Here is a 17,352-nt window from a genome sequence, read left to right on the forward strand (position 1 = left end):
ACGGTGTCGGATGCAATTGGGGTGACGGAAGGGACGTATCAGTACGCTCGGGGCGCAGCGGGAGGGTAGCCGTAACCGGGGGCGTGCGGGGCGGGGGCTGCGTGCGCCTCGCGGTCGTAGAACGGGCGGGCATTGGCCCGCAGCCACATCGTCACCGGGTCGTGATCGTCGGACATGGCGACGGTCGAGACCGGCAGTCCGTCGGGCACGGCGGAGATCGACTGGCGCATCATCGCCCGCACCGTCTCCACCGAGGCCGCGGAGGTGTCGTAGAGGTCGAGACCGATGGCCAGGTAGGGGGAGCCCAGCGCGGGCTGGACCCAGGCGCGGCGCAGCGACCGCACGGACGGGGTGCGGTGCGCGTTCTGGGTCAGCAGGGCGTAGAACTGCGGGATCTCCAGCGCGGGCTCGGACAGTCGCAGGGGTCCCGCGGGCATGCGTTCCAGGCCGGTGGCGATCCGCCGGAGGTCGGCCCACGGGATGCCGACGCCGCCGCCGGGGTCGTGCGGGTTCAGCCAGATGCCCCAGCGGTCGGGGTAGAGCGCGCGGGCGATGTCGCGGCCGGTGACGACCTCGTGGGCCCGGTTCCAGCCGGAGGCGGCGAGCTCCTGCGCGGAGGTCACGCAGGGGGCGTAGCCGAGGGCGTCGATCTCCATCTTCCCGTACTGGGCGTCCGGGGAGCCGGCCTGGCCCTGCCAGAGCAGCATCCAGACGTTGCCGTCGGCCAGGGCGTGCAGCAGCTGCTCGTACGCGTCGTAGCGTCCGGGTGTCACCTGGCGCAGCATGTGCTCGACCTGTCCGGCCGCAGCGGTGCCTGACGCGCTCACCGTGGGTCCCGCCCCTCTTTCGTCCACCGAATCTGCTTCATCACGCGGAGGCCCGCTGGTAGAACGGGCGCACCCGCTCCAGCATCCAGTCCCCCACCGGGTCCTGCGCAACGTCCAGCAGGATGAGATTGACCGGCCAGGCCACCTCGACCCGGCCGAGTGCGCGGCCGAGCGCGTCCAGGGGCGCGTTGCGGTCGACGCCGTCCCAGGTGGCGAGCTGGACGCCGACGAAGAGGGCGGGTTCGGTGCCCTCGACGCTGGCCAGGGCGCGCCGGGCGGTGACGACGACCCCGGTGGCGTCGAACTCGGCGGCCGCGGCGGAGAGGAAGTCGACCGGGTCGTCCTGCCAGTCGGGCTCGAAGAGGCGGACCCGGCCGCCGGTCGCGGGGCCGTCCAGCGAGGTGCGGCCGACCCGGCAGAGTTCGGCCACGGCGGGCGGGGGCAGCGGGGCGCCGACGGTGCCGCCGGGGTTCACGGCGATGCCGAGCTGCGGCGGCAGGCCGCGGGCGAACTCCCGGGCCGGGGCGACGGTGAAGGACATGTGGCTGCCGACACAGGCGAGGAACTGCTGCTCGGAGCTGAAGACGGGGACGTACGGGAGGCCGTCGATCTCCATCGTGGGCAGGTCGAGGTCGGTGCTGTCGGGGCCGCCGCCGTTCGGCAGGGGCACCCAGATCGGGCTCCGTCCGAGCACCTCGACGAGCCGGCCCCCGGCAGCGGGGTTGCCCAGTGAGGCGGCCAGCACCTCTTCGAGCTCGTTGCCCGGCCACGTAACGTCCACGGTTCTCGGTTCCCCTTCTCGCGCGAAGTCGTCACGCGCCCTCGGGGCAGAACCCTAACGCCGCCCTGACCTCGCCGTGGCCAGATACGCACGGAGCACCTCGGTCCGTATCCCCGTGCGCGCGCGTCGCCGCCGGTCCGCGGCCCCTCCGCGCGGCTCCTTACGGCCAGCCGCGCACGGTGCCGGGCCGGAATCCGCCGGGCCCGGGGCGTCCGTCCCCCCTCGCCCCCCCTGCGAATCCGTGGTGGATCCGCCGGGCTCTCAGTCCGCGTCGCGGAAGGCGATCCGGCGCAGCGCGTCGGCCGCGTCCCGGTCGAGGAGGGTCGCCGAGGCGCACCCCGGGGGCAGGCGGCCCGACTCCACGGCGCGCAGCAGGCGGCCGACGGCCCGGCGGTGCCGGGCGAAGGCGTAGCCGGAGACCCCGCGGCCCCGCTCGCGCTGGCCCTCGCGGGCGGCGGCGGGGGTGACGTCGAGCATGATCAGGTGCAGGGCGCGCCCTCTTCGGCGGGCCTCGCGGGCGAGCCAGGCGCGCACCCAGGACTGGGTGCCGCAGTCGTGCACGATCACGCTCCGGCCGGCACGCAGGTCCCGCCGCAGTCCGGCGTAGTGGGCGGCGCGGACCAGCGGGCGGTAGACGGCGTAGGGCAGGAAGCGCGGCATGAGCGCCTCCCAGCGCTCCCGGGCGTCCTGCGAGTCGACTCCCCGGCCCTCGGCCGCGCGGGCCATCAGGGTCGACTTCCCGCTGCCGGGCAGCCCGGAGACCACGACCAGGTCACCGGCGGCGAAGGTCAGCGCCCGCGGCCCGCGGCCGGCCCGCTCGCGCAGGTCCCGCAGCAGGGGCGCGGCCTTGGTGCGCCGGCGGGTCCTGGCCCGGGCGCGTCCGGCCGGCAGTCCGGTGTCGGCCGCATAGGCGCCGGTCCGCTGGAACGTCATCGCTACTCCCCCTGTCGGGCCCTTGGGGAGCCCTTGCCCAAGAAGTGTAAAGAAGCGGTAATGCGGCACAAGCGATTTGCCGATGAGACCCCGCGTGCAATGATGTGCGCGCCAAGCGCACACAACCGCATATCGGCCGCTCGAATCCGCGCGGGAGAGTCCTGGACAGGCTGTAGCACTGCTGTAGCAGTCCGGGCGCCGAAGGAGCAAGACCCTCCCTTGAATCTCTCAGGCCCCGTACCGCGTGGATGAGGCAGATCTGAAAAGCGAACCGCCCCGGCAGCACCGGCGCGGCTCCACCCAAGGTGCAAGCCGAGGATGCCCTCGGTGAACCTCTCAGGTTCCATGACAGATGGGGAGGATGTCCTCACCCGTCATGCATGTCGTGCCCTGCACGCCCCCTGGGACTTGGGAGCCACCCCATGAGCAACGCCCCCCGCCTGACCGCCCTCGATGCCCTGCATCGTTCGCTGGGCGCGACCATGACCGACTTCGCCGGCTGGGACATGCCGCTGCGGTACGCCAGCGAGCGCGACGAGCACAACGCCGTCCGCACCAAGGCCGGTCTCTTCGACCTCTCCCACATGGGCGAGATCACGGTCACCGGTCCGCAGGCCGTCGAGCTGCTCGACCACGCGCTCGTCGGCAACATCTCGACCGTGGGCCTCGGCCGCGCCCGCTACACGATGATCTGCCAGGAGGACGGCGGCATCCTCGACGACCTGATCGTGTACCGGCTCCAGGAGCAGGAGTACATGGTCGTCGCCAACGCCTCCAACGCGCAGATCGTGCTCGACGCCCTCACCGAGCGCGCGGCCGGCTTCGACGCCGAGGTCCGCGACGACCGCGACGCGTACGCGCTGATCGCCGTGCAGGGCCCGGAGTCCCCCGGCATCCTGAAGTCCCTCACCGACGCCGACCTGGACGGCCTGAAGTACTACGCCGGCCTGCCGGGCACGGTCGCCGGGGTCCCCGCGCTGATCGCCCGTACCGGCTACACCGGCGAGGACGGCTTCGAGCTGTTCCTGAAGCCCGAGCACGCCGAGGGCGTGTGGCGGGCGCTGACCGAGGCGGGCGCCCCGGTCGGCCTGATCCCCTGTGGCCTGTCCTGCCGCGACACGCTCCGCCTGGAGGCGGGCATGCCGCTGTACGGGCACGAGCTGACCACCTCGCTGACCCCGTTCGACGCCGGTCTGGGCCGGGTCGTGAAGTTCGAGAAGACGACGAACGACGGCTCCTTCGTCGGCCGCAAGGCGCTGGAGGCCGCCGCCGAGCGCGCCGCCACCAACCCGCCCCGCAAGCTCGTCGGCCTGATCGCCGAGGGCCGCCGGGTCCCGCGGGCCGGCATGCAGGTCGTCGTGGACGGCCAGGTCGTCGGCGAGGTCACCTCGGGTGCCCCGTCCCCGACCCTCGGAAAGCCGATCGCCATGGCGTACGTGGACGCGGCGCACGCCGAGCCCGGCACGCAGGGTGTAGGTGTGGACATCCGCGGCACCCACGAGCCGTACGAGGTCGTCGCGCTGCCGTTCTACAAGCGCGAGAAGTGACGTTCCCCCGGGCCGCCGGCGCCCGGGTCCATCTCACTTCGCGTCTCATCTGGCAAGACCCACGTTCATCAGCACTCCCCCGATCCAGGAGAATCAGGTCATGAGCAACCCCCAGCAGCTGCGTTACACCAAGGAGCACGAGTGGCTGTCGGACGCCGAGGAGGGCGTCTCGACGGTGGGCATCACGGAGTTCGCGGCCAACGCGCTCGGTGACGTCGTCTACGCCCAGCTTCCCGAGGTCGGCGACACGGTCACCGCGGGCGAGACCTGCGGCGAGCTGGAGTCGACGAAGTCCGTCAGCGACCTGTACTCCCCGGTCACCGGCGAGGTCGTCGCCGCCAACCAGGACGTCGTGGACGACCCGTCCCTGGTGAACACCGCTCCGTTCGAGGGTGGCTGGCTGTTCAAGGTACGCGTCGCCGAGGAGCCGAAGGACCTGCTCTCCGCCGACGAGTACGCCGAGTTCTCCGCCGGGAACTGAGACCCCTTAGGGATCGATTTCATGTCGCTTCTGAACACCCCTCTCCACGAGCTGGACCCCGACGTCGCCGCCGCTGTCGACGCCGAGCTCCACCGCCAGCAGTCCACCCTCGAGATGATCGCCTCGGAGAACTTCGCTCCGGTCGCGGTCATGGAGGCCCAGGGCTCCGTCCTCACCAACAAGTACGCCGAGGGCTACCCGGGCCGCCGCTACTACGGCGGCTGCGAGCACGTCGACGTGGCCGAGCAGATCGCGATCGACCGGATCAAGGACCTGTTCGGCGCCGAGTACGCCAACGTGCAGCCGCACTCCGGCGCCTCCGCCAACCAGGCCGCCCTCTTCGCGATCGCCCAGCCGGGCGACACGATCCTCGGCCTTGACCTGGCGCACGGCGGCCACCTCACCCACGGCATGCGCCTGAACTTCTCCGGCAAGCAGTTCAACGTGGTCGCGTACCACGTGGACGAGGCCGGCCTGGTCGACATGGCCGAGGTCGAGCGGCTCGCCAAGGAGCACCGCCCCAAGGTGATCATCGCGGGCTGGTCCGCCTACCCGCGCCAGCTGGACTTCGCCGAGTTCCGCCGGATCGCCGACGAGGTCGAGGCGTACCTGTGGGTCGACATGGCCCACTTCGCGGGCCTCGTCGCGGCGGGTCTGCACCCGAACCCGGTCGAGCACGCGGACGTGGTGACCTCCACCACGCACAAGACGCTCGGCGGCCCGCGCGGCGGCATCATCCTGGCGAAGAAGGAGTTCGCCAAGAAGCTGAACTCCTCGGTCTTCCCCGGCTTCCAGGGCGGCCCGCTGGAGCACGTGATCGCGGCCAAGGCCGTCTCCTTCAAGATCGCGGCCTCGGAGGAGTTCAAGGAGCGCCAGCAGCGCACGCTGGACGGCGCCCGGATCCTGGCCGAGCGCCTGGTCCAGGACGACGTCACCGCGCACGGTGTCTCCGTCCTCTCCGGCGGCACGGACGTGCACCTGGTCCTGGTCGACCTGCGCAACTCCGAGCTGGACGGCCAGCAGGCCGAGGACCGTCTCCACGAGGTCGGCATCACGGTCAACCGGAACGCGATCCCGAACGACCCGCGTCCGCCGATGGTCACCTCGGGTCTGCGCATCGGCACGCCGGCGCTCGCGACCCGCGGCTTCGGCGACGAGGACTTCCGTGAGGTGGCCGACATCATCGCGGAGACCCTGAAGCCCGGCTTCGACGCCGTGGCGCTGAAGGCCCGGGTGACCGCGCTCGCGGACAAGCACCCGCTGTACCCCGGCCTGAAGTAGTTTCGTACCCTTTTGTTCGTACGAATCTCCGGGGCACCGCGCACACTGGACTGTGAGCGCGGTGCCCCGACCCGTGTGCCTCCCGCGCGCGATGTACCTGCTCTGTTCTGCACCACCCCGGCAGACAACGGCGTCTACCACCCACAAGGAGTCCCCCGTGGCCATCTCGGTCTTCGACCTGTTCTCGATCGGCATCGGGCCGTCCAGCTCCCACACGGTGGGCCCGATGCGCGCCGCCCGGATGTTCGCGCGCCGCCTGAAGAACGAGGGTCTGCTCGCCCACACCGCCGCGATACGGGCCGAGCTGTACGGCTCGCTGGGAGCGACCGGCCACGGCCACGGCACCCCGAAGGCGGTCCTGCTGGGCCTGGAGGGCGACTCACCGCGGACGGTCGACGTGGAGACGGCGGACGACCAGGTCGAGCGGATCAAGTCGAGCGGCCGGATCAACCTCCTCGGCGCGCACGAGATCCCCTTCGACTTCGACGAGGACCTGGTCCTGCACCGCCGCAAGGCGCTCCCGTACCACGCCAACGGCATGACGATCTTCGCCTACGACGCCGAGGGCGCGCCGGTCCTGGAGAAGACGTACTACTCCGTCGGCGGCGGCTTCGTGGTGGACGAGGACGCGGTCCAGGGCGAGAACCCGATCGTGCCGGACGACACCGTCCTGAAGTACCCCTTCCGCACCGGTGACGAGCTGCTGCGGCTGGCCCGGGAGACCGGCCTGTCGATCTCCGCGCTCATGCTGGAGAACGAGAAGGCCTGGCGCACCGAGGAGGAGATCCGGACGGGTCTCCTGGAGATCTGGCGGGTCATGCAGGCCTGCGTCTCGCGCGGCATGTCCCGCGAGGGCATCCTGCCCGGCGGCCTGAAGGTCCGCCGCCGCGCCGCGAACACGGCCCGCAAGCTCCGCTCCGAGGGCGACCCGGCGGCGCTCGCGATGGAGTGGATCACGCTGTACGCGATGGCCGTGAACGAGGAGAACGCGGCCGGCGGCCGGGTGGTCACCGCCCCGACGAACGGCGCGGCGGGCATCATCCCGGCGGTCCTGCACTACTACATCAACTTCGCGGCCCGCGGCTCCTCGCAGGAGGAGAAGGACGACGACGTGGTCCGCTTCCTCCTCGCGGCGGGCGCGGTCGGCATGCTGTTCAAGGAGAACGCCTCGATCTCCGGCGCCGAGGTCGGCTGCCAGGGCGAGGTCGGCTCGGCCTGCTCGATGGCGGCCGGCGCGCTGGCGGAGGTGCTGGGCGGCTCCCCCGAGCAGGTGGAGAACGCGGCCGAGATCGGCATGGAGCACAACCTGGGCCTGACCTGCGACCCGGTCGGCGGCCTGGTCCAGATCCCGTGCATCGAGCGCAACGGCATGGCGGCGGTCAAGGCCGTCACGGCGGCCCGCATGGCGCTGCGGGGCGACGGCAACCACCTGGTCTCCCTGGACAAGGTCATCAAGACGATGAAGGAGACCGGCGCGGACATGTCGGTCAAGTACAAGGAGACGGCGCGCGGCGGCCTCGCGGTGAACATCATCGAGTGCTGAGGCGGTGGGCCCTGTGACCAGGGTGTTTTCGCCTTGCTAGCCGAAGGGCCCGGAACCGTGGAGACGGTTCCGGGCCCTCGGGCGTTTCCCCCGCCCGCGCCGACGAGCGGCCCGCCCCGGCCCCGGTCACGACGGCTCAGTCCCGGTGCGAACTCTCCCGCGCAGCGGTGAGCTCGCCCAGGGTGCGCATGATTCCGTCGAGGTCCTCCAGGGCCCGAGCGCAGAACTCCTGATCCCGGGCCGCCTCCGCCACGCGTTCGTCGAAGGCCGGCGACGCCGCCGGGTTCGGGCCGTCTCCCAGGATGCGCGCCGGGGCGAGGAGCCAGTTCCGTCGGGACGCGTCCACGCGCCAGTCCACCTGGGTCGGCGTCGTCCGGACGGCCTCCTCGACGGTCCGGAGCTTCTCGGGCCCCGGCCGGGCGAACCGCCAGCCGGCATAGGGCACGTGAAGGCGTCCGTGGTCCGGGTGAGGCCCCGCGCTGAGCTTGAACCACTCGAGGACCCCCATACGGCTGAGGGTCTCGCCCGCCAGGTGGAAGCGAGTCGGCATGAGTCCGATGACCTTTCTCGTCGTCGCCCGGTCGTCGTAGCCCGCTGAGCCGCCTTTGCTCCTTACGCCGAACCGGCCGCTCCTCCCGTCCTGTAGCCGGAAATCTGTGCGATGTACACGACAGCAGCGGATGCCTGAAGCTGGACCGAATCCGAGCAGATCTCCACTGCCACCCCGTCTCCGCTGCTCAGGACGATGTCTACTACCGGGTCCGATGTGAATCCGGTCAGCGAAACTGTTCGTACGCCTGCAAGCGCCATCGTCACCTGGACGGTGTCGAAACCCTGAACCGACCATTTCTTCGGCGGTGTCTCCGGATAGGACGGCATGTCGAAACGTAGCGTCAGCAGCGGGCCCTCTCTGCTGAAGTCGACTGCGTGGAGGGGCACGGATGCGAGCTCTGGCGGGTGCCCACCGTAGATCTTCTCGATCCCCACAGGGTTGGTGAGAAGTGAGGTCCAGCTCATCGTCGCTTCCCCTCCTCCCGCGCGACCGCGAACCGCGCCGGCGCCTCCTCGCCCGAGAAGGCACAGATCCGCCGCACGCCGCTGACATCCGCGGTCCACAGGCTCCCGTGCTCGTCGAACGGCACCAGCACCGCGGTACGGCGGAGTTCGCCGAGCAACTGCGCAAACTCCCGCCGCGCGCCGGCCGCCCCGTCTGCCGGCCGCGTGTCCGGCGCGTTCGGTGCTGTTGCCACCGGCACCGACAGAGTCGGCTTCGAACTCGGCTCCGACCGTGGATCCGACGGGGTGGCCGGATCCCTCGCAGCCGCCGGATCGACCAGCCGCGCGATGCGTCGAGGCGTGGACACGTCGTCCCCGTTGTCTGTCACTCGGACCATGCTGTCACGTGATCATTCCCAGGAGCAACGAAGAACTTCGACGTTGAGCGACGCCTGATCGGCGGAATTCCACCGGACCGAGCCACTTGCGCTGTGGCTGACGGGAGCTCATCTCGGCGCCCACCGGGCGCCCCGCCCCACTCGACGGGAGGGCAAGGCGCCCCGCGTCGTCCCTGCGTCCTCTCCGAGGCGCGCAGGCCCCGCCCGGGCGGTCGTCGCGGGCAGGTGCGACCGCCCGGACCGGGCCTACAGCGTGAGCAGCGCCTCCCGGACCGGGGGGCCGAGGTCCGTCAGGGGGCGGACCGCGAGGCGGAGCAGGGCGAGGGGGTTGTCGTCGCCCGCGATGCGGTTCGCGCTCAGCTCGCCGCAGGACAGGCACGAGTGGATGATCATCCACTCGCCGTCCGTCCGGACGGACATGCTCAGCGCCGCCATCCGCCCCCGGCACTCCGCCGCCCGGTCGCCCGGTATCCGCCGGTCGACGTGGAGGCTGGTGAGACAGTGCGGACAGTGGTTGCGGTGGGCGGTGCCCGGTGCGGCCAGCGGGACGTCGAGCCGGCAGCCGACGCAGCGGAAGGCGTCGCCGGCCTCGCCGCCCCGGCCGTGCAGGACGTCCTTGCGCCGCTGGGGACGGCGTCCGGAGCCCGTGCGGCGCGCCATCACAGCTCCCCGAAGACTTCGAGGGGGAACGGCGGCTGGGCCAGCGGCCGGACGGCCATGCGCATCAGGATGAGCTGGTTGTCGTCCGGGCAGACCGGGCTGGAGGTCAGTTCGTCGCAGCGGGTGCAGCGGTGGATGACCATCCAGTCGCCCGTCCTCAGCACGGCGATGGAGATCGGCGACATCCGCGACCGGCAGTCGGAGGGGCCGCCCTCGACGTGGTCCTGGACGTGCTGGGAGTGCAGACAGCTCGGGCAGTGGTTGCGGGGGACGCCGTCCGGGCCCAGCGCGGCGACGGTCAGGCCGCAGCGTACGCAGGCGAAGGTGGCGGTCCGCTGGATGTTCGGGGAAATGGATGACACTCGGGGTGACTCCTGGCTGAAGGCGTGACGCGTGGACAGCAGGAGGAGGCCGAGCGGGTCCTCGGGGACGAGGTCAGCGGCGAGGAGCGCTCGGCTCGGTCCGGGTCATAGATCACTCTTTCGGGGCCGACGGGCCCAGGTCGGTACGGCAGCGGTCGGGACGGCGCGACGGTACCGGGGCGGGCGCGGCCGGGGCCACCGGTTTTCGGGCGGGCCTGGCCCGGGGGTCACGCCGGGCTGAGCCAGTGCGGGTCCGGCACCACCGTGAGGACGGCGGAGACGAGCACGACGGCGGCGAGCACGCCGAGTTCCGTCCGAGCCGGTGTCCGCGCGTCCCCGCCCCGCAGCATCCGGCGCCGTGCCGTCAGCGCGAGCAGGCTGGCCAGCCCGACCAGACCCAGTTTGACCAGCAGCACCCTGCCGTACGCCGTACCCAGGACGAGGTCCGGCGGCAGGCGGCGCAGGGCCGAGCAGGTGCCGGTGACCACGAGCGCGGCGTAGAGCCAGGCCGCCGTGCGGGCGTAGCGCGCGAGGACGGCGCGCCCGCCGCCGCGCAGCCGCATGGTCCGCAGCACGTGCAGCAGAGCGCCGAACCAGAGCGAGGCGGCGGTCAGGTGCACCACGGTGAGGGCGGCGCCGATCGCCGGGCCGGTCGCCTCGGGGTGGGCGCGCAGCGCCTCGGCGAGGACGGCGACGCCGAGGGGGCCGAGCGCGAGGGCGGGCCGGCGGCCGGTGGCGCAGAGGGCGGCGAGGACGAAGGCGTTGGCCGTGACGAGCAGCAGCCGTCCTTCGCGCATGCCGTACACGGTCGTGAGGCCGAGGCCGCTGACGGCGGAGAACAGCAGCAGGAGGCCGGCCGTGGCGGCGGCGCCGAGCAGGGCGGCGGCCGGGGACCAGCAGCGTGGCAGGGGGCCTTCGCCGGCGATCCGGGCACCGGCGAGTTCGCCGAGGTGGATCGCGAACGCGGCGAGGACGAACAGCCTCAGCAGGGTGGTGGTGCCCGCCGCGGGGATGCGGAGCTCGCCGGTGCCCGCCTGCGCCAGGGCGGCGCCGAGAACGGCGAGCGCGAGCCCGGCGAGCGCGGCGAGCGTCGCCGCGGTCACGCGGGCCGGGGTGACCACGGGTCCGGGGGGCGTCACCGGACGATCGTCACCGAGGGCCGGACGGGCGGCAACTCAACGGCGTACGCACGTGGAGCGGCGCCCGTCCTCGCCCGGCGGCTCAGGCCTTGTTGAGGTGGGCCCAGAACTCGTCCCAGGACAGCTTTCCGTCGCCGTTGGCGTCACGCTGGTTGATGAGGGCCTCGGCGACCGTCTCGGTGACGTGGAAGTCACCCAGCTGCGCCATGACGCTCTTGTACTCCGTGGCGGTGATGAGGCCGTCCCCGTCCACGTCGAACCGCTCGAATGCCTTGCGTGCCGACTCGATGTCCGCCACTGTTTCCGCCCCTTCTCGGTGCTTCTCTGACGGGGGTCAGATTAACCGGCCGCCGGGCGGCCTCCGCCCTCGCCCCATACCGGATCATGGAGGTATGAGCAGCGACGTGGCAGACGTACTGGCCGATGCGGCGCGCGGGGTGTTCCCGGCGCCGGACGGGTCGACGGCCGTGGTCCCCCCGCCCGACCCGCGGGACGCCGGGGTCCTCGCCTTCACCGCTCATTCGGTGGTCTTCACGGACGAGGACCCGGAGTGGGTGCGGGCGGAGCTGGCGGCGACTCCGGGGGATCCGCTGGCCGCGTCGATGAACCCGCGGTTCCTGGCCGCGCTGCTCACGCGCACGGGCCGGCACATGAACACCATCGACCTGCTGACGGTCGCCGACGCCCTCCCCGGCGCACCGGGGCTGCCGCTGCGGGCGATCGAGGACCCGGACCATCCGCGGGTGGTGCGGGCGAGGAAGTACCGGGACGACGTCCGGGTGTGGGCGGCGGACGGCGGGGTCCTGATCCTGGGCCGGGGCGTGGCCGGCCGCTGGGAGGCGGCGATCGAGGTCGACGAGGAGGTCCGCCACCGCGGCCTCGGACGAGCCCTGGCGCGGGCCGCCCGGCATCTGACGCCGGACGGGGTCGTCTGGGCCCAGCAGTCGCCGGGCAACGCCCGCAGCGTCCGGGCGTTCCAGGCGGCGGGTTACCGTCCGGTGGGCTCGGAGGCGTTGCTGATCGCCGGCTGAGGCCCGGCGTCGCCGCCGCGCCCCGCGAAGACCGGTTCCCCGGGGAGGGGTCCGCGGCGGGGGCGGGCCCGGGAGGTCCGGGGCCGCCCTCTCCGCCGCGGCCTCTCAGCGGAAGACGCCGGTGTGCCCCAGGGAGTAGCGGCCCGGCTGGGGGTAGACGGCCAGGCCGTGGGGGCCTCCGCCGACCGGGATGCGGGCGAGCTGCTTTCCGGTGCGGGTGTCGATCGCGTAGACCTCGGAGTCGTAACGGCCCGACAGCCAGAGCACCTTGCCGTCCGCGGAGACACCGCCCATGTCCGGGGATCCGCCGTCCGGCAGCCACCACTTCTTGGTCAGCCTGTTCTGCCCGAAGTCGAAGACGGAGACGGAGCCCTCGCCGCGGTTGGGCACGTACATCTCCTTGGAGTCGCGGGAGACGTAGAGGCCGTGGGCGCCCTTGCCGGTGGGCAGGAGGGTCGGCTGGGTGAAGGCGTCGCCGTCCAGGACCCACATGCCGTGGGCCATCATGTCGGCGATGTAGAAGGTCCTGCCGTCCGGGGAGATCTTCACGTCCTGGGGCATCGCGCCCTGGAAGGGCAGCTTCTGCTGTCCGATGACCTCCATCTTCTCCGTGTCGACCTTCAGCAGTTCGCCGGAGAACTCGCAGGAGACGACGAAGTACCGCCCGTCGGCGGAGAAGTCGGCGTGGTTGACGCCGTAGCAGGACACCGGGACGGTCTTCCTCTTCTCCATCGTGTGCGGGTCGCGGAAGACGAGTTCGCGGTCGAGGGAGGCCATGACGACGGCGTACCGGCCGTTGGGCGTGAAGTAGAGGTTGTACGGGTCGTGGACCTCGACCGGCTTGCCGGCGACACCGGTGGCCGGGTCGATCGGGGTGAGGGTGTGGCCGCGGTTGTTGTTGACCCAGAGGGTCTTCAGGTCCCAGGAGGGGACGACGTGCTGCGGCTGGACGCCGACCGGGATCGTCTCGACGACCTTGTAGGTCGCCGGGTCGATGACGGAGACCGTGTTGGAGTTGGTGTTGGGCACGTAGACCCGGCTGGGGAAGTCCTTGACCACCGGCGAGAGCCGGTTCGGCCGGTCGGCGGCGTAGACGTCCTGGGCGTCGAGGACCGGCGGCATGCCCGGGAGCCCGGCCGGGGCGGTCTTCTTCGGTGCGGCCGGGGGTGGGGCGGCCTCCTTGCGGGGCCCGCCGTGGGCTTCCTCCGACGTCTTGCCGGGGGTGCCGCAGCCGGCGAGCGCGGCCAGCAGGGCGGCGGCGAGGAGGCACGTCGATCGTGTGGTGAGAGGCGGCATCAGGTCAGCAGCTCCGTGGTCGTCACCGCACGCAGGCCGCGGCGGTCGAGGTCGGCGAGGAGTCCCGGCAGCGCGGCGACGGTGTCCGCGTAGCCGAAGTGGAGGCTCACCACGGATCCGTTGCGGATCCGCCCGGCGACCTGCGCGACGACGGCGGCGGCACCGGGCGAGGTGAAGTCGAGGGAGTCGACGTCGTACGACAGGACGTGCGGGTAGCCGGCCCGGCGGGCGGCCCGCTGGACGGCCGGGGCGGCGTGCCGGGTGCGGGAGGGGCGGAACCAGGTGCCGACGGAGCCGGTGAGCCGCCGCAGCCGCTCGGCGCAGGCGGCGATCTCGCCGTATGCCTGCTGCTCGGTCATCGCGTTGACGTCGAGGTGGCGCTGGGTGTGGTTGCCGAGGTCGTGGCCGCCGTCGAGGATCCGCCGGGCCATGTCGGGATGCCGGTCGAGCCATTCGCCGACGGCGAGGACGGTGACGCGGGCGCCGGCCCTCTCGGCCTCGGCGAGCAGGGAGCGTGCGACGGCGGGGTCGCCCTGCCCGTGGAACGTGAGGGCGACCCGGGGACGGTCGCGGGGGCCGGTGGCGATCTCGGCGGGCAGTCCCGGGAAGCGGCGGGGCGCGGGGGCGGCGGCGGGCGCGGCGGCGGGGCTCCGGCCGGGGGCCGAGGGCTCGGGGGACCCGGAGGGCTCGGGGCGGGGGGCGTCCGTACCGCAGGCGGTGGTGAGCGCTCCCGTGAGGGCGACGGCCGCACCCGCCCGCAGCGCGCCGCGGCGGTCGGTCAGATGCACGGGACCATTTAAGTGGCGTTCTGTCCGAATTATTACGATTAGGCCAATTCAGGACGTTTGCAGGTCGCGATCATGACCAGCCCGAACCGTGTCGCTCATGGAAACAACCGATGAACGCCATACTTATTCATCATTTACAAGGTGAGTGCTCAGCATCACCAACGATTCACCGTCGAAACGTCCCCATAGTGCCCGTTTTATCCGGGTAAGGACTTTTGGCGGTACGGCTCCCCGTCTGCCATAGTCGGGGACACGACCCCCATTGACCCGGGCCAGGTCGCCTCAGCCGCCGTGGATACACACCCCTCCGATCCACGGCGCTCCTCACAGAAGCCCCCACGCGCCCCACCACGGCGGCCGGGGGCTTTTGTGCGTCCGGGGGGCGGCCACACCCGCGGCGGCAGAGGCGGCCGACGGGGCGCCGGCCGGAGCGGGGACAGCGGCCGGAGCGGGGACAGCGGCCGGAGCGGGGTCAGCGGTCGGAGACGCGCATCTCGAACCAGGTGGTCTTGCCGCGCGGCTGCAGGTCCACGCCCCAGCGGTCGGAGAGCTTGTCGACCAGGAAGAGCCCGCGGCCGCTGACGTCCAGCTCGTGCACGGGCATGAGGCACGGCAGCCCGCGCGAGGGGTCGCGCACCTCGATCCGGATCCAGCCGCGGCGGCGCAGCAGGCGAAGCCCGAAGACGCGCGCGCCGGTGTGCCGGACGGCGTTGCCGACGAGCTCGGAGACGAGGAGGACGGCGTGCTCGGCGATCTGCGGGGTCAGCCCCCAGTGACGCAGGACGACGCACTGCGTGAGCCTGCGGGCGATGGCGGCGGACTCGGGACGGGACGGCAGCCGGACATCCTCCTCGGCCGGATTGCCGTACAACTCCATTGCCTTCAGGGCCCGTTCGTCCTCGACGGCCGGGACCCACCGAGCGGCGGTCGCACCCCCGTGCTGCCGCGGTTGTTCCGTACCCTCCAGGCCCGCCATGCCCCCCATCATGGCCGGACCGGGCCCGGCGCGGGGGCCGTTCCGGCGTAATCGCCCGTCCGGAATCGACAATGACGGGGATTCCGATCGGCATATGCCAGGGGCAGGCCGGGGCGCATGGGGGGCGCGCGAAGCATGTGTGCCGCGCGCCCCCACCCGGCCGGACTCAGACGAACTTCGCCTTGCCCGGGCCCTCTTCGACGAAGCTGCGCATGCCGCGCTCGCGGTCCTCGGTCGCGAAGAGGCCGGCGAACCAGGTGCGCTCGATGGCCAGGCCGGTGTCGATGTCCGCCTCCAGGCCCTGGTCGATCGACTCCTTGGCGGCGCGCAGCGCGATCGCCGGACCCTGGGCGAGCTTCGCGGCCCAGGCGTACGCCTGCTCGTAGACCTCGGCGGCCGGGACGACGCGGTCGACCAGACCGAGTCCGAGCGCCTCGTCCGCCTTGACCATCCGGCCGGTGAAGATGAGGTCCTTGGCCTTCGAGGGGCCGATGAGACGGGACAGCCGCTGGGTGCCGCCCGCGCCCGGGATCAGGCCGAGCAGGATCTCGGGCTGGCCGAGCTTGGCGTTGTCAGCGGCGATCCGGTAGTCGGCGCACAGGGCCAGCTCGCAGCCGCCGCCCAGGGCGTAGCCGGTGATGGCGGCGACGACCGGCTTGGGGATGCGGGCGATCGCGGTGAAGGAGTCCTGGAGGGCACGGGACCGCTTGACCATGGCCGCGTGGTCCATGACCTGCATCTCCTTGATGTCCGCACCGGCCGCGAACACCTTCTCGCCGCCGTACAGCACCACGGCCCGCACGTCGTCGCGGTCGGTCGCCTCCTGGGCGAGCTCGCGCAGCCGGTCCTGGGTGGCGATGTCCAGGGCGTTCATCGGAGGGCGGTCGAGGCGGATGACACCGACGCCTTCGGCGACTTCGAGGTTCACAGTCATGGAGGGAAGGTTAGCGGCCGTTAACGACGCGGGACCCGGTGCCGTTGGTCACAGCACCGGGTCCCGCGGTCGGCTGACGCCGTCGGTGGACTACGCGGTCCACTCCGACCAGGCCAGGTTCCAGCCGTTGAGGCCGTTCTCCGGCTGGATCTGCTTGTCCTTCGAGTTCTTCACGATCACGACGTCGCCGATGATCGAGCTGTCGAAGAACCAGGCCGCCGGCGTGGAGCTGTCGCCCGCGCCGCGCGCGTCGCGCAGTCCGACGCAGCCGTGGCTGACGTTGGCCGAGCCGAAGGTGCCGGCCGAGGCCCAGTAGTTGCCGTGGACGAAGGTGCCCGAGGTGGACAGGCGCATCGCGTGCGGCACGTCCTTGATGTCGTACTCGCCGCCGAAACCGACGGTGGCACCGTTCATCCGGGTCACCTTGTACTTCTCGCTGATGACCATCTGACCGTTGTACGTGGTCGTCGACGGGGCGCCGGCGGTGATCGGCAGGGTCTTGATGATCCGGCCGTCGCGCTCGACCTTCATCGTCTTGGCGCTGGCGTCGACCGTGGACACCTGACGGCGGCCGATGGTGAAGGTGATCTTCTTCTTCTGCTTGCCGTAGACGCCCGGGCGGCCCTCGACACCGTCGAGGTTGAACTCGACGGTCACCTTGGTGCCCGCGGCCCAGTACTTCTCCGGGCGGAAGTCCAGCCGGTCGTTCCCGAACCAGTGGCCCTCGATCTCCACCGCCGGCTCGGCCGTCACCTTGACGGCCTTCTCGACGGCCTCGGGGTTGGTGATGCCCCGGGTGAAGTTGATCGAGACCGGCATGCCGACGCCGACGGTCGAGCCGTCCTCGGGCGTGTAGTGGCCGATGAAGGTGTTCTTGGGGACCAGCGTGGTGAAGGAGGTGTCCTTCGCCGACTCGCGGCCCTCGGAGTCCTTCGCGACGGCGTGGACCTTGTACTGGGTCGAGGCGGCCAGGTGGCCGACCGGCTGCCAGCTGGCACCGTCGGCGGCGATCTTGCCCTCGACCTCGGTGCCCTTGGAGTCGGCGACCGTCACGGTGGTCAGCTTGCCCCACTCCGCCGTCACCTTGAGGACACCGCTGGTGGCGACCGCGTCGGCGCCGTCCTTCGGAACGATCGTCACGACCGCCTGCGAGGCCGCGTTCCCCTGCTTGCCACCGCCCTGCGAGCCCGCGTCCTCCCCGCCCTTGCCGCCGGCGGGGTCACCGCCGCCGCACGCCGTCAGCGCGAGCAGCAACGCCCCCACCGCCAGCGCCTGCAGGCGTCCCCCACGCCGCCGGGCCGGCGGCCGTCCCGCGGTTCCGGCCGATGCCCCCGATATCGGCTGCCCGTTCAATGGTCGTCTCCCCTCGCACGGCCTGG

General features: G+C 71.9%; 20 protein-coding genes and 1 riboswitch. Of the genes, 5 read left to right on the top strand and 15 right to left on the bottom strand.

Translation table 11 applies throughout. The features are described 5' to 3' along the window. Positions 1-38: 38 nt before the first annotated feature. From ACE1OA_RS10455 to ACE1OA_RS10465, 3 genes are all read right to left on the bottom strand, one after another. Positions 39-827 carry an enhanced serine sensitivity protein SseB C-terminal domain-containing protein gene (locus ACE1OA_RS10455; RefSeq protein ID WP_356775400.1) on the bottom strand — a complete coding sequence of 263 codons (789 nt, stop codon included), beginning with the start codon at positions 825-827 and terminating at the stop codon, positions 39-41. Positions 828-867: 40 nt separating this feature from the next. After that, complete coding sequence (locus ACE1OA_RS10460) at positions 868-1,608, bottom strand: enhanced serine sensitivity protein SseB (protein ID WP_356608524.1); 741 nt, start codon at positions 1,606-1,608, stop codon at positions 868-870. A 261-nt stretch (positions 1,609-1,869) separates the two neighbouring features. Next, positions 1,870-2,541 (bottom strand): AAA family ATPase, encoded by a 672-nt coding sequence (locus tag ACE1OA_RS10465; RefSeq protein ID WP_356608526.1) that lies wholly within the window; start codon positions 2,539-2,541, stop codon positions 1,870-1,872. Positions 2,542-2,682: 141 nt separating this feature from the next. After that, a riboswitch (glycine riboswitch) is annotated at positions 2,683-2,794 on the top strand. A 169-nt stretch (positions 2,795-2,963) separates the two neighbouring features. Here ACE1OA_RS10465 and gcvT point away from each other — a divergent pair. The 4 genes from gcvT (at position 2,964) to ACE1OA_RS10485 (ending at position 7,393) form a co-directional block, all read left to right on the top strand. Beyond that, complete coding sequence (gene gcvT, locus ACE1OA_RS10470; protein ID WP_356608528.1) at positions 2,964-4,088, top strand: glycine cleavage system aminomethyltransferase GcvT; 1,125 nt, start codon at positions 2,964-2,966, stop codon at positions 4,086-4,088. 100 nt (positions 4,089-4,188) lie between these two features. Further along, positions 4,189-4,569, top strand: a complete 381-nt coding sequence (gene gcvH, locus ACE1OA_RS10475; RefSeq protein ID WP_147979761.1) for a glycine cleavage system protein GcvH — start codon at positions 4,189-4,191, stop codon at positions 4,567-4,569. A gap of 21 nt (positions 4,570-4,590) precedes the next feature. Next, positions 4,591-5,850 (top strand): serine hydroxymethyltransferase, encoded by a 1,260-nt coding sequence (gene glyA, locus ACE1OA_RS10480; RefSeq protein WP_356608531.1) that lies wholly within the window; start codon positions 4,591-4,593, stop codon positions 5,848-5,850. Positions 5,851-6,007: 157 nt separating this feature from the next. After that, positions 6,008-7,393: an L-serine ammonia-lyase gene (locus ACE1OA_RS10485; RefSeq protein ID WP_356608533.1), complete on the top strand. Its 1,386-nt coding sequence runs from the start codon at positions 6,008-6,010 to the stop codon at positions 7,391-7,393. A gap of 136 nt (positions 7,394-7,529) precedes the next feature. Here the strand turns inward: ACE1OA_RS10485 and ACE1OA_RS10490 are convergent, their stop codons facing one another. From ACE1OA_RS10490 to ACE1OA_RS10520, 7 genes are all read right to left on the bottom strand, one after another. Further along, a complete protein-coding gene (locus ACE1OA_RS10490) occupies positions 7,530-7,943 on the bottom strand; it encodes a hypothetical protein (RefSeq protein ID WP_432752675.1) in 414 nt (137 codons plus the stop codon). Positions 7,944-8,005: 62 nt separating this feature from the next. Further along, positions 8,006-8,410: an Imm50 family immunity protein gene (locus ACE1OA_RS10495; RefSeq protein ID WP_386542624.1), complete on the bottom strand. Its 405-nt coding sequence runs from the start codon at positions 8,408-8,410 to the stop codon at positions 8,006-8,008. Next, positions 8,407-8,778: a hypothetical protein gene (locus ACE1OA_RS10500; protein ID WP_432752676.1), complete on the bottom strand. Its 372-nt coding sequence runs from the start codon at positions 8,776-8,778 to the stop codon at positions 8,407-8,409. Before ACE1OA_RS10500 ends, ACE1OA_RS10495 begins: the two co-directional genes overlap by 4 nt. A 255-nt stretch (positions 8,779-9,033) precedes the next feature. Next, entirely contained in the window at positions 9,034-9,447 is a 414-nt protein-coding gene (locus tag ACE1OA_RS10505; RefSeq protein WP_356608537.1) for an RNHCP domain-containing protein, read from the bottom strand. After that, positions 9,447-9,809, bottom strand: a complete 363-nt coding sequence (locus ACE1OA_RS10510) for an RNHCP domain-containing protein (RefSeq protein ID WP_356608539.1) — start codon at positions 9,807-9,809, stop codon at positions 9,447-9,449. The genes ACE1OA_RS10505 and ACE1OA_RS10510 overlap by 1 nt, the downstream gene beginning before the upstream one ends. Before the next feature lie 227 nt (positions 9,810-10,036). Next, positions 10,037-10,948 (bottom strand): CopD family protein, encoded by a 912-nt coding sequence (locus tag ACE1OA_RS10515; protein WP_432752677.1) that lies wholly within the window; start codon positions 10,946-10,948, stop codon positions 10,037-10,039. Positions 10,949-11,030: 82 nt separating this feature from the next. Next, entirely contained in the window at positions 11,031-11,246 is a 216-nt protein-coding gene (locus ACE1OA_RS10520; protein WP_356608543.1) for an EF-hand domain-containing protein, read from the bottom strand. 94 nt (positions 11,247-11,340) lie between these two features. Between ACE1OA_RS10520 and ACE1OA_RS10525 the strand changes: the two genes are divergently transcribed. Then, positions 11,341-11,979, top strand: coding sequence for a GNAT family N-acetyltransferase (locus ACE1OA_RS10525; RefSeq protein WP_432752678.1), 639 nt, complete (start codon positions 11,341-11,343; stop codon positions 11,977-11,979). Positions 11,980-12,084: 105 nt separating this feature from the next. On the opposite strand, the gene ACE1OA_RS10530 is transcribed toward ACE1OA_RS10525, so the two are convergent. The 5 genes from ACE1OA_RS10530 to ACE1OA_RS10550 all read right to left on the bottom strand — a co-directional run bounded on the left by ACE1OA_RS10530 (position 12,085) and on the right by ACE1OA_RS10550 (position 17,326). Then, positions 12,085-13,275, bottom strand: coding sequence for a YncE family protein (locus ACE1OA_RS10530; RefSeq protein WP_356608547.1), 1,191 nt, complete (start codon positions 13,273-13,275; stop codon positions 12,085-12,087). Then, the gene (locus tag ACE1OA_RS10535) at positions 13,275-14,063 is read right to left on the bottom strand and encodes a polysaccharide deacetylase family protein (RefSeq protein ID WP_384870860.1); all 789 of its coding nucleotides are present in this window, start codon (positions 14,061-14,063) and stop codon (positions 13,275-13,277) included. The genes ACE1OA_RS10530 and ACE1OA_RS10535 overlap by 1 nt, the downstream gene beginning before the upstream one ends. A 472-nt stretch (positions 14,064-14,535) precedes the next feature. After that, positions 14,536-15,039 (bottom strand): ATP-binding protein, encoded by a 504-nt coding sequence (locus tag ACE1OA_RS10540; protein ID WP_356608551.1) that lies wholly within the window; start codon positions 15,037-15,039, stop codon positions 14,536-14,538. Between the two features lie 166 nt (positions 15,040-15,205). Continuing rightward, positions 15,206-15,973 carry an enoyl-CoA hydratase/isomerase family protein gene (locus ACE1OA_RS10545; protein ID WP_361312972.1) on the bottom strand — a complete coding sequence of 256 codons (768 nt, stop codon included), beginning with the start codon at positions 15,971-15,973 and terminating at the stop codon, positions 15,206-15,208. 90 nt (positions 15,974-16,063) lie between these two features. Further along, positions 16,064-17,326: a L,D-transpeptidase gene (locus ACE1OA_RS10550; RefSeq protein ID WP_432752679.1), complete on the bottom strand. Its 1,263-nt coding sequence runs from the start codon at positions 17,324-17,326 to the stop codon at positions 16,064-16,066. Positions 17,327-17,352 lie beyond the last annotated feature (26 nt).

Source organism: Streptomyces sp. JL2001 (assembly GCF_050917515.1).
Classification (GTDB): domain Bacteria; phylum Actinomycetota; class Actinomycetes; order Streptomycetales; family Streptomycetaceae; genus Streptomyces.